Genomic DNA, 11129 nt, shown 5'->3' with positions numbered 1-11129 from the left:
TCCGATGCTGGCAGGCCGACTATAACGACGCTCGACCGCACTCCCAGCTCGGATGGAAGACGCCATCCGAGTTCGCCACCACCTGCAATCCGCATCGGGATCTAGCGCTGCGCTATGCCGAGAGCTCCGCGCCAGCTCCCGCCGCTACCACCGCCCGGATGGGCACATCCAACCGCCCGAACGAACTCAGACCTGGATAAAACTTGGGGGCAAGGTCAGGTGGAAACAGCGCGCAAATCCTTGGACCACAGACCCAGTTGATCGCGAATCAATGCGACGAGCTCCGCAAGCGAGTTGAGGCGGAAACCTGCAGTGCGCATTAGCTGACGCCGGGCTGCGGCAGCGCATGAGGGCGATCGCCTATGAGCGCCGCCGCTTTGGCTATCGTCGCATGCACGTCCTGCTCAAGCGGGAGGGCTACCTGGTCAATCACAAGAAGCTGTTCCGGCTGTACCGGGAGGAACAGCTCACGGTGCGCCGCAGAGGTGGCCGCAAGCGGGCCCTCGGCACACGAGCGCCGATGATGATCGCTGGTCGCTCGACTTCGTGTCGGATCAGATGACCGAAGGCCGGCGCTTCCACATCTTGACCGTGGTCGACGACTGCACCCACCGTTTGAAGAACCGTTTTAGTCTTCGGGTCTCAAACGGTGACTTTCGCAAAGTTGTTGATTTGAATGACGCGCCCGGAACGATTCGAACGTCCAACCTTCAGATCCATAGACAGTCGACCTCAGCGACAGAAATTGACGGGTCGCGCATTCTGCACGGTCGGCAAACAATTTGCCTTTCTTGCTCTTCGCTAGCCAAATGTTCGATCTCGCCCCCAATAATCTGCATTGTTCGGAATTCTTCGATCAGTATGCAGAGGTCAGCTCCAAACCAAACGTGACGACGCGCATTCTGGTCATGAGTACCGCATTTCTTCTGATGGCGCAGTACGGTGGAAAAGCTATCGTTCCGATCGAAGACGTCTGCCGGGATTACTTTTCGCATCTGAGCTCCACAAAGCTTGTCCAAAAGATTGGCGCAGGAGAAATTCCGATTCCTCTGGTACGGATGGAAGCCAGCCAGAAATGCGCGAAAGGCGTGCATCTCGTGGATCTCGCCCAATACTTGGATGCCCGGGTTGAGGCTGCCCGTAAGGAATTGAACGCCATCATACGCTGAAGCGCCGATCGGGTCCGCTGGCATAGGACCTGCGTTGCGCCGTCAGCGCCTCCCCCCGCCTCACGCACCCGCACTCTCTGAGTGTCGGCTGCCAATTCAAAGCGACGCGGCGCACCTCTATGCGCTTCTCGTGCCAATCGAAATCGTCCCCTTGGAGCGCCCGGAGGCTGTGTGCGAGGCCAGTACAACAAACGGTACGACATGGCTGGAAAGACCCACATTAAACCTTTGACTTTCGAGGTTTTTCCTTAGTAGCGGGTCCAATCCATCATCGGGGCGACGGAGAAGCGCCAAGACGTTGATTTCACTGTTTTATTTGAGACATCAGCCATTTAGAAGCGTACCAAAGCCGCCCGATCACTGCGCATTTACACCGGTTTCCACCGATTTCGACCCGTTTTTCGTGCGCAGCACAACAATGTCGGATCGGAGAGGATCGATGGTTTACCGAATTCGACCGCAACGTTCCGCAAATCGCGGCTGCGTCTGATCATCGCTCCCTGACGAGCCTCATGCGATACAACCGTCTGCGCCGTACGGCTGCTCCCGCAGCTTCTGTCAAACCACCGTCACGTAACGCGAACACAAGGAAACGATCCCGACCTTGGCGGCCGGGCAGCCGAGCTTGATCCAGTGCTCGGAGCTGCGCCCGCACGGCGCGCTGCATCCGAAGACCGATCGCGGGAATTGCGGGTACCGAATCTTGACCGAAGCAGGCCATGCAGGCCCGTGCGACAATGATCTGATCGCGGAGAAGCAAGGCGTCGGGTCTCTCGGCGTCGGTCCCGTCGCCTGCCGGAGCACGGCTCGGCTGAGGGCGCTGAAGCTGCTGATTGCAACATCCGGGCTCGCCGGGCTGGGCTATGAGATCGTCTGGACGCGCCAGCTCGCCCTCGCCCTGGGCACGGAGATGATGGCCGTGCTCGGCGCCATCGCAGGATTTTTCGCCGGACTGGCGGTGGGCGCCTTCGTCCTCGATGGCCGGATCCGCCGCGCCGCCAATCCGCACCGGGTGTATGCCGTCCTCGAAGCGGTCATCGGCCTGTGGGGGCTGTGTGCGATCTGGCTGCTTCCCGCGTGCGCGCGCGCCCTCGCGCCGCTGCTCGGCACGGCGCCCTCCCCCGTCTTGTTATGGAGCGCGAGCTTCCTGCTGCCGACGCTGGTGCTGTTGCCGGCGACGGTTGCGATGGGCGGGACGCTGACCGCGCTGGAACGGATGATGTCCGCGGCGCGTGGCCCGCGGCCCGTCAGCGCCGGCGTCTACGGCGCGAACACGGCCGGCGCCGTCGCCGGCACGCTGCTGTCCACCTTCGTGCTGATCCCCGCGCTTGGATTGTCGACGACGCTGCTTTGCCTGGCAGCCGTCAATGCGGCCTGCGCGCTGGCGTCGCTTCGCCTCGGCCGAGCCGTGCAGGTCGACCCTCGGGCGCGCGATGATCGCGAGCCCGCTGTCGCCGACCTCCGCCTGACAGGAACGCTGTTCGTCACCGGCCTGCTCGGCATCGCGTTCGAAGTGCTGGTCGTGCGCCTAGCCGCGCAAATGATGCAGGACACGGTCTATAGCTTCGCCTGTCTGCTGGCCGCCTATCTGCTGGGCACCGCGATGGGCGGCATGATCTGGCAGCGCGTCGGGCCGAGGGTTGCGCTCGGCAGAACCGCCTTGATCGGCAGCACCGCGCTCGTCTGCCTCGGCACGGCGCTCGTGACGCCCTTGCTTGGCGACGTCGCTGACAGCGCGGCGAGCCTCGGTGTCGCCGGCGAGCTCGGACTCGCGCTGGCGCTGTTCCTGTTGCCCGCGATGGCGATGGGCGCCTTGTTCGGCCAGCTCATGCAGGATGTCCGCAACGTCAGGGGATCGGTCGGCTGGGCCGTCGGCATCAACAGCGTCGGCGCAGCCATTGCGCCGCTGGTCGCGGCACAGCTGCTGATTCCCGCTTTCGGCACTTGGAGAGCATTGGTCCTCGTTGCCGTCGGATATCTTCTGCTGCTGCAGCCCCAACGCGCTGCGCTGCGCTGGGCGGCGGCGCCCGCTCTACTTGCACTCGCGCTGTTGTGGCTTCCCGCCCCCCTGCTCATCAAGGTCCCGCCGGGCGGCAAGCTTCTGGTCGTGCGCGAGGGACCGATGGCGACCGCGAGCGTCGTCGACGACGCCTCGGGAGCCCGCTATCTTGAGGTGAACGGCCACTTCCGCATGGGCGGCACCAGTTCGGTGCGATCCGATTTCCGCCAGGCCATGCTGCCGCTGCTCTTGCATCCAGCGCCGCGCAGCGCCCTCTTCCTCGGTGTAGGCACCGGCGCGACCGTGCTCGGCGCGGCGCAGATGCCGGGCCTCGACGTGCGCGCAGTCGAGCTGTCCTCCGAGGTCGTCGCGCTGCTGCCCTGGTTCGACAACCCCGCGGCCGAGAAGGAAAGGCCGCCGATCTCCGTTGCCGATGCCCGGCGCTTCATCATCGCCGATGACGGACGCTACGACGTGATCGTGGCCGACCTGTTCCACCCGGCGCTCGATGGCAGCGGCGCGCTGTACACGGTCGAACATTTCGCGGCCGTCAAGCGGCGACTGGCGACCGAGGGCGTGTTCTGCCAGTGGCTGCCGCTCTATCAGCTCGATGCGCCGTCGCTGCGCGCGATCGTCAGAAGCTTTCTCGCAGTCTTCCCACAAGGGTCCGCCTGGCTGAACCATTACAGCGTGCGCACGCCGATGCTGGCTCTGATCGGATCAGGCGCCCCAAGCCCAATCGACCCCGGGTTCGTCGCCGCACGGTTCTCCGACCGGAAGTTTCACCCGATCATTCAACCGCTCGGCTTCGATCAGCCGATCGATCTTCTGGGCCAGTATGTCGCCGGCGCCAAAGCGCTCGCGAGCTTCGCCGGTCCGGGATCGCGCAACACCGATGATTTCCCGTTCGTCACGTTCGACGCGCGCGGCAATGTCCACGCTCTCTCGGCGGCCCCATGGCAATTGCTGCTGACGGTCCTCAGCCAGACAAAGACCGACACGGTCGAGTTGCTGGAAGATTCGAAACGCGGAATGTGGGAGGAACGGCTCGGTGCCTATTGGCGGGCCCGTAACCGATTCATCCAGGCCGGCGCCGCGCTGACCGGAGAGCCGCGCGGGCCGGCGCTCATTGCAGCCGCCGCACCCGGCCTCCTCGATTCCATTCGCGCCAGCGCCGAGTTCGAGCCGGCCTATGCGCCGCTGATGAGCATGGCAGAAGCGCTGCTTGCATCCGATCGCGCGGCTGCTGAACGCCTGCTTCGGGCGATCGACGCCGCCGCGCCGTCGCGACGCGACGCGCGCGACCTGCTGTCGCGCGAGTTCGAACGGTAGCGCGTCAGGACGAGAAGCTGACGCGGTAGCCCCAGCAGTCCAGATGATCAGGAATCGCGTTGAAGGCGATCGTGATGCGCTGATCGCCCTGATTGCGCGGCACCTCGTGATAGAGATAGCTGGGGAACAGCACGAGATCGCCCGGCTCCGCCTCGGGCAGCACGTATTTGCCGGCATTGAACGGGCCAACCGCGGCGCTGCGCGTGTGATGGCGGAACGAGAAATCGCTGCCACCGGGCGGCCGCACGAACACGGTGCGGCTGCCGGGATGCGACGGCGTCAGATAGAAGATGCCCGAGATGAAGCTGTTGGCGTGGGCGTGCAGGGTCTGGTTGCCGCCATTCTCCAGCATGTTCGTCCACATCTCCTTGACCGTCCAGCGCAGCTTCTCGCCGAACATCAGCTCGCCGAAATCGACCAGCTTGGGCACAGCGAGCTCGGCGATGGTCTGAAACAGATTGTTGGCGCGGGGATCGGCGACCTCGGTGTGGAACAGCTGTCCGGACCGCAGATTGTTCTCGATCTTCGAATTGCGGATGGCTGCCACCGCCGCGTCCTTGAGCTCGGCGCTCAAGAGCCCGGGCGAACGCAACAACGGTATCGGGAAAAGAGCTTCGATCTGGTCCATGTCTCAAGGCCTTGCACGCGCCGCAACAGGACCGACAAATTGCCGACTTGCATGACAGCCGGATGACGAGAGTGGAGACGCGGCGCGCGCCCGTCAGCGCGATGGCATTTCGTCGGCCCGAAGAATGTTGAGCCGCTCGCCGGGCTTCAGGCTGTGGGGCCGGTCGCGCACTTCCAGCACGGCCCGCTCGGCCTTCTCGACACAATCATCGAACTCGCCATTGCCGGCCTCGACCAGCGCCTGCTGAATGTCCCGCTCGGCGAAATAGCGCGAGACGTCGTCCGCCGGCAAGGTCGCCGCCTGCGCACGTGCCTCGGCCACCGCGGCGTCGCAGACCTCCTGCGTCGGCTCCTCGTCATGCGCCGATGCGACGACGGTCGTGAGGGCAAGAACGGCGAGAATCACGGCGGACAAGCGAGGCATCACGTCGGCGAACCCCAGGGCACAGGTTTCAAAGACGAAGCACCGGTTCGCAAACCGGCGCTCGGAGCGAGCAGGATCCGACGGGGCGGTATCGTCCCGCCGGATCGATGCCGATCAATCAGTCGCGGTTGAAGGCCCAGCGACCCCAGTGGCCCCAATGGCCCCAATGATCCCAGTCGTGCCAATGGTGATGGTCGTGAGCCAGCTTTCGCGCCAGCTCCTTGTTCTTCTCCACCAGCAGCTTGGGCGCATCGTACGGACGGACGAAGATCGGGTTCGCATAGAACCAGACGTTCGACCAGGCCTGCACGTCGTTGGTCACCTTCTTCACGCCGCCGACCGTGCCGAGGTGCGACGGACATGCCGGATCCGTGCAACTGACGGTGGCGTTGCTGGCATCGAGCAGCGGATTGCCGGCGCTGTCGGACACGTTCGGCGTGGCCGGCGGAATGTTGGTGCCGCGGGCGCGGATGTAGAAGGGAGTCTTGCCCGCGATGAAGGTGGTCCTGAAGCTGAGCCGGACCGAACCGTTGCGCAGCTTGCGGCTCTGCATCTTGGTCGCCTGGATCTGCTTCGCGATCTTGGCCGAGGGGTTGTAGACGATGGCCGCGCCCGCGACACCGCTAGCATTGGCCACAGCATAGCCCGGGGCGCCCGGCGCGATCGGGCCGGTGATGTCACCGGTGATCAGATCGACGTGGTCGAGCGACGGCTTGTTCAACGGCTGCTTGATGCCGACCGGCAGCAGCAGCGGATTGTTGAAGCTGTACGGACTGTTGTTCGACGCCGGAACGGTCATCTCCATCTCGAGCGTGACCTTCTCGCCGGGACGCACGACCAGCGTCTCGCCCATCGTCTTCCAGTCGTCGTCCCACTCCCCCTTCGCACGGAACTCCATGTCGGAGTCGATGATGTCGGCGTTGACCGAATAGGAGTTGCCCGAACGCATGCCGTCGATGATGGACTGCTGGGAGAAGCGCCGCTCGTTCGGCACGTACAGCCTGGTGTACTCGCCGGGGATGAAGTCCGCCGTCGTGCTGGGATCGCGCGCGCCATAGACGCCGCGGCTGTGCCAGTCCGAGCTTTGGAACAGGAAGAAGTTGCGGCCTTCGCCGAGCAGACCGTCCCACAGCCCGCCAACCTTGGCGGTGTAGACGCCCTGCATGCCGTAGGTGCCGCCGCCGACCGCGCCCGAACCATAGGAGCCTGAGCCGCCGTTCACGCCGCCCTCGGCCATGTGACCCGGGGCTTCGATGCCGAACGCGACCGTCGGGCCGGCATTGTTGAAGTCACGGAAGTGCTCGATGTTGTAGCCGGCCGAGCCGTTCGCGTTGAACGGTCCTTGCCGCTCGGTATGGGTCGGCACCGCGTATGATTGCAGCGGATGGTTCGCCTGCAGCCAGGCGATGCCGGCAACGGCCTTCTGGTGACCGGCCGTGCCGGAATTGTTGACATTGTCCTTCCCGGCCCAGACCGGGTTGTTGCTGGCATCGACCGGACCGATCGCGTCAGTGTCCCCGCGGTCGAAGCGATATTCGAACTCGGCCATCTTGTCCGCATTGCCGTAGCCCCGCGGGTTCTGGCCGGCGATCACCGCGACGTCGCCATGCTCGTGGCCGGGCAGGATCCACTCCAGGCCCTCGACCAGCACCTTGTTGTAGGTCGCGGTGCGATTTACGATGGTCGGATACTCGATCTCCTTGATCGACTGCCAGCGCCACATCTTGGCGCTGGTGCCGGTGCCGTTGGGCGTGCCCTTCAGACTGGTGATCGTAATGCCGTCGATGGTCTTGCCGAGCGTCTGGCTCCAATACGTCGTCGTATTGTCGCCCGGGATGTTGGCGCTCGCATCGCTGAAGCGGCAATCGCGGTTGCCCGAACCGCCGTGGTTGCCGAGCGTGAACCAGTCGAGATCGAAATTGTTGCCGCCAGCAGCCGCGGTGCCCTTGCCGACCGAGCGGTCGATCGCATAGCCGGCTGCAACCGAACCGTCGGTGCAGGTGTTGTGGTTGTGCATGTCGCCGGCGACATACGGATTGTTCTTGCTCGTTTCCCCCCAACGCTCCCCAGCGTCGGCGCTCTGTGACAGGGCCAGCGAGACCGAGGCCGCTGTCAGCAGGATTGTCTTGGTAGATGGAACCATTATCGTCGCCCCTAAAGAATTCGATCGATCTCCAAACCGAGATGACAACGCGACCGATGCGCCGTCGTCATTCGCGGCGCGACCAAACCAAAACTCGGAGACAGTTTGTTGAAGGATTTATTTTTGCCGGTGCCTTCCCCACGAACATCGCGGTCTGCAGTCGTTGCGAAATTTTTGTGACACTGACGTTTGCCCGGTGACAACGGCAAGTGTGCCGTTGCATATACGCGCCGCGCAGCGAGCGCGGTCCGAGTTGTAAAGAACGTATGTCAGCCCCTGCCATGTCGAATGCGGCGCAGACCTTCGAGAGCGCCTCTGCACGCTCCAATCAGCAAGATGGCAACAGCTCTTCCCCTGCGCGATCATCATCCGTGACCGCCCTGCGCGGGCTCAGCAGGGAGCCACTCCTGCACTTCCTTGTTCTCGGTGGCCTGATCTTTGCGGCCGATGCCATCATCCACCCGCCGGCGAAGGACGAGAAGGTCATCACCGTGACCAAGGCACTGCGCCAGTCCTTCGTCGACACGTTCGACGAGGACAAGCAGCGGACCCCGAGCGAGGCCGAGCTGCAGAAGATGGTCGAGGCCTGGGTCGCCAGCGAAATCCTCTATCGCGAAGGCAAGATGCTCGGCGTCGACCGCGGCGACGAGATGATCCGCGACCGAGTCGCGTTCAAGCTGCAATATCTGATCTTCGATCAGGTGCGCGTGCCGCAGCCGAGCGAGGAGCAGTTGCGCGCCTGGTTCGCCGACAATCATGCGCGGTTCGACGAGCCCGAGCGTGTCAGCTTCTTCATGACGCCACCCAGCGACGAAGCGACGACGCGGCGCTACCTGGACGACATTCGCGAGCAGCGCGAATCCGAGGAGCTGCGCGATCAGACGCGCGCGGTTCTCGACCGACCGGTGCCGAGCCTGGCCGCCGGCTTCGGCGACGGCTTCAGCGACGGCCTGCTCAAGGCGCCCCTCCAGGAATGGACCTTGCTGCAGTCGAAGGACGGGTGGCACGTGGTTCGTCTCGACGCCCGGACGCCGGGCGCTCCGGCGAAACTCGAGGACGTCAGCGCCGAGGCGGCCAAGATCTGGCACACCGAAGAGACGCGGAAACGGGCATGGGAGGCGGTGAGCCGGCTCAAGGCCAACTACACGATCAGGTACGAGCCGTGACCAGCGCGCGCGCCCTGCTCGCCATCGTGCTCGCGCTCGCGGCGCTGCTGCCTGGGCGGCCGGCGGCTGCGCATCAGGCGACGATCGCCGTGCTCGAGTTTCGCGAGATGCGCTCCGGCGTCTATATCGGGCGATGGACGACCTTGCCGAAGGATGGCGTCAACCGCATCGATCTCAAGATGCCCCCGCATTGCTACCTGCGCCTGCCGGAGCTGAATTGCGGCGACAAGGGCCTCGTCGGACAGATGACGATCGCCAATCTCGGCGAGGACATGTCGGCAGCCATCATCCGTGTGACGTCCCTGGCTGCAGAGACGCGCAGCTACACGATCTCGGCGGCCAATCCGGTCGTAACGGTGCTCGGCACCGACGCGCCGACGCTCGAGACCTGGCTCGAGCTTGCGAAGACCTATGTCAATCTCGGCATCGACCACATCCTGCTCGGCGCCGATCACCTGCTGTTCGTGCTCGGGCTGATCTGGATCGTCCAGGGCGGCTGGCGCCTGCTCAAGACGATCACGGCCTTCACGATCGGCCACAGCGCCTCGCTCGCCGCAACGGCGTTCGGATGGATCGGCGTTGCCGAGGGGCCGCTCAATGCGTGCATCGCGCTCAGCATCGTGTTCGTCGGCGTCGAGATCGTCAAACAGCAGCGCGGCGAGACCGGGCTGACCGCCCGCTATCCATGGGCCGTCGCCTTCAGCTTCGGTCTCGTGCACGGCATCGGCTTCGCCAGCGCGCTGGCCGGGCTCGGGCTCGAGCGGCGGATCCTGCCTGCGGCGCTGCTCTTCTTCAATGTCGGCGTCGAGATCGGACAGATCCTGTTCGTGCTGCTGGTGCTGGCGCTGATCTGGGCGCATCGCCGCCTCGGCGCGGCGCTGCCGCGATGGGGCGCCGAGCTGCCGGCCTATGCGATCGGCTCAGTGTCGATGTTCTGGTTCCTGGGCCGTCTGGTGCGGGTTCTGGCGGCCGCATGATGACGAATGGGACGTACATGATCGCGCGCAAACTCCTGCGCACCGTGTTGGGTGCGGCGCTGCTCTCGCTGCTGACAGCGAATCCGAGCCTTGCCCACGAGCAGACGGGCGTCGGCGGCGGGCTGGCCAGCGGCCTGCTGCATCCGTTGACCGGGCTGGATCATCTGGTCGCGATGGTTGCAGTCGGCATCTGGGGCGCGCAGCTCGACGGCGCTGCGATCTGGATCCTGCCGGTCGTCTTCCCGTTGGTGATGGCGTTCGGTGCCGTCCTGGGAATCCTCAAGATCGGGCTGCCCGTCCCGGAGCTCATCATCGCGCTCTCGGCGCTGGTCCTCGGGCTTGCGGTCGCGCTGCGCATCCGTGTCCCGTTCGCGGTTGCGGCCGTCATCGTTGCGATCTTCGCCATCTTTCATGGCCACGCGCATGGCGTCGAGCTTCCGACGGCGGCGAATCCGCTGGCCTATGGCTGCGGCTTCGTGGTCGCGACCGGGCTTCTCCACGCCTGCGGCATCACCATCGGCGCGCTCGCGCGCTGGCCGTGCGGAGAGCGGATCATCCAGGGCGTCGGGGCAGCCATCGCCGCGCTCGGCGGCTACTTCCTGGTCGCCAGCCTGGGAGTCGCGGCATGAGCACGTTCCGCAGGACGGCACTGCTCGCATCGGTGCTGCTGCTGACGCAGGCGCAGATCGCCGATGCCCACATCGTATCGGCCCGGCTCGGCGACTTCTACGCCGGCGCCCTGCATCCGCTGCTCACCCTGCAGGACGTCGTGGTCTGGGTCGCGCTCGGATTGCTGGCCGGCTCGCTCGGTACGGCGAGCGGACGCTGGTTGGTCGTGGTGTTTCCGCTCGGTCTGTGCACGGGGCTTGCGCTCGCCGCCGGATCGGGTGTCGCCCCGGCGTCGCCGCTCGTCGACGCCGCGACCATTCTCGTTCTCGGGCTGCTGCTGGCGGCGGCCCTGCGCATTCCCGTGACATTGCTGAGCGCGATCGCATTCGTGCTCGGCGTGATGCGCGGCGCCGCGAACGCCGGCGAGCTCGTGCCGCAGACCGACCGACTCCTCTACGCCGCCGGTCTCGCCAGTGCAGGCTACGTCGCCATCACCCTGGTGATGGCGCTGGCGGTCACCTTCAGGCGTCCTGAGACCGAGCCGGTGTCGAGCTGGCGCGGGATCGCGGTGCGCGCGGTTGGTGGCTGGGTCGCCGCGATCGGCCTGATGATGGCGGGACTATCGCTCGCAGCCTGAGCAGGCTTATGCTCGGGCGATCCGACAACGCTAGTCCCCACATCGC

Annotated in this window: 10 protein-coding genes and 1 pseudogene; 8 read left to right on the top strand and 3 right to left on the bottom strand. The window is 65.1% G+C overall.

The genetic code is table 11. The annotated features are described in order from the left end of the window. The 4 genes and pseudogenes from QW881_RS28820 to QW881_RS28805 form a co-directional block, all read left to right on the top strand. The coding region (locus QW881_RS28820) for an integrase core domain-containing protein (protein ID WP_316159156.1) at positions 1-200 on the top strand (200 nt) is incomplete at its 5' end. A 125-nt stretch (positions 201-325) separates the two neighbouring features. Next, a pseudogene (locus tag QW881_RS28815) lies at positions 326-609 on the top strand (IS3 family transposase); the annotation flags it as partial. 299 nt (positions 610-908) lie between these two features. Beyond that, a complete protein-coding gene (locus tag QW881_RS28810; RefSeq protein WP_315758312.1) occupies positions 909-1169 on the top strand; it encodes a pyocin activator PrtN family protein in 261 nt (86 codons plus the stop codon). A gap of 703 nt (positions 1170-1872) precedes the next feature. Further along, entirely contained in the window at positions 1873-4500 is a 2628-nt protein-coding gene (locus QW881_RS28805) for a spermidine synthase (protein WP_315758207.1), read from the top strand. 4 nt (positions 4501-4504) lie between these two features. On the opposite strand, the gene QW881_RS28800 is transcribed toward QW881_RS28805, so the two are convergent. The 3 genes from QW881_RS28800 to QW881_RS28790 form a co-directional block, all read right to left on the bottom strand. Next, complete coding sequence (locus tag QW881_RS28800; protein WP_315758208.1) at positions 4505-5092, bottom strand: 2OG-Fe(II) oxygenase family protein; 588 nt, start codon at positions 5090-5092, stop codon at positions 4505-4507. A 129-nt stretch (positions 5093-5221) separates the two neighbouring features. Continuing rightward, entirely contained in the window at positions 5222-5551 is a 330-nt protein-coding gene (locus QW881_RS28795) for a hypothetical protein (RefSeq protein ID WP_315758209.1), read from the bottom strand. 118 nt (positions 5552-5669) lie between these two features. Further along, positions 5670-7694 (bottom strand): hypothetical protein, encoded by a 2025-nt coding sequence (locus QW881_RS28790; RefSeq protein ID WP_315758210.1) that lies wholly within the window; start codon positions 7692-7694, stop codon positions 5670-5672. Between the two features lie 281 nt (positions 7695-7975). Between QW881_RS28790 and QW881_RS28785 the strand changes: the two genes are divergently transcribed. Genes QW881_RS28785 through QW881_RS28770 form a run of 4 tightly spaced genes read left to right on the top strand, consistent with a single transcriptional unit; the run spans position 7976 to position 11083 of the window. Continuing rightward, on the top strand, positions 7976-8860 hold the full coding sequence (locus tag QW881_RS28785) for a peptidylprolyl isomerase (RefSeq protein ID WP_315758313.1): 885 nt from the start codon (positions 7976-7978) through the stop codon (positions 8858-8860). Then, positions 8857-9837 carry a HupE/UreJ family protein gene (locus tag QW881_RS28780; RefSeq protein WP_315758211.1) on the top strand — a complete coding sequence of 327 codons (981 nt, stop codon included), beginning with the start codon at positions 8857-8859 and terminating at the stop codon, positions 9835-9837. Before QW881_RS28785 ends, QW881_RS28780 begins: the two co-directional genes overlap by 4 nt. Before the next feature lie 17 nt (positions 9838-9854). After that, complete coding sequence (locus tag QW881_RS28775; RefSeq protein WP_315758212.1) at positions 9855-10466, top strand: HupE/UreJ family protein; 612 nt, start codon at positions 9855-9857, stop codon at positions 10464-10466. Continuing rightward, positions 10463-11083 carry a HupE/UreJ family protein gene (locus QW881_RS28770; protein ID WP_315758213.1) on the top strand — a complete coding sequence of 207 codons (621 nt, stop codon included), beginning with the start codon at positions 10463-10465 and terminating at the stop codon, positions 11081-11083. Before QW881_RS28775 ends, QW881_RS28770 begins: the two co-directional genes overlap by 4 nt. The last annotated feature ends 46 nt before the right edge of the window (positions 11084-11129 follow it).

Source organism: Bradyrhizobium sp. SZCCHNS3016, assembly GCF_032484535.1.
Classification (GTDB): Bacteria; Pseudomonadota; Alphaproteobacteria; order Rhizobiales; family Xanthobacteraceae; genus Bradyrhizobium.
Note: the sequence above shows the minus strand (reverse complement) of the source record. Positions and strands in the feature narration are given on the sequence as shown.

Bases quoted from the DNA above. Each gene is read 5' to 3' on its own strand.
- QW881_RS28810 (WP_315758312.1), top strand. From the start codon at position 909: ATGAGTACCGCATTTCTTCTGATGGCGCAGTACGGTGGAAAAGCTATC.
- QW881_RS28795 (WP_315758209.1), bottom strand. From the start codon at position 5,551: ATGCCTCGCTTGTCCGCCGTGATTCTCGCCGTTCTTGCCCTCACGACC.
- QW881_RS28790 (WP_315758210.1), bottom strand. From the start codon at position 7,694: ATGGTTCCATCTACCAAGACAATCCTGCTGACAGCGGCCTCGGTCTCG.
- QW881_RS28785 (WP_315758313.1), top strand. From the start codon at position 7,976: ATGTCGAATGCGGCGCAGACCTTCGAGAGCGCCTCTGCACGCTCCAAT.
- QW881_RS28775 (WP_315758212.1), top strand. From the start codon at position 9,855: ATGATCGCGCGCAAACTCCTGCGCACCGTGTTGGGTGCGGCGCTGCTC.
- QW881_RS28770 (WP_315758213.1), top strand. From the start codon at position 10,463: ATGAGCACGTTCCGCAGGACGGCACTGCTCGCATCGGTGCTGCTGCTG.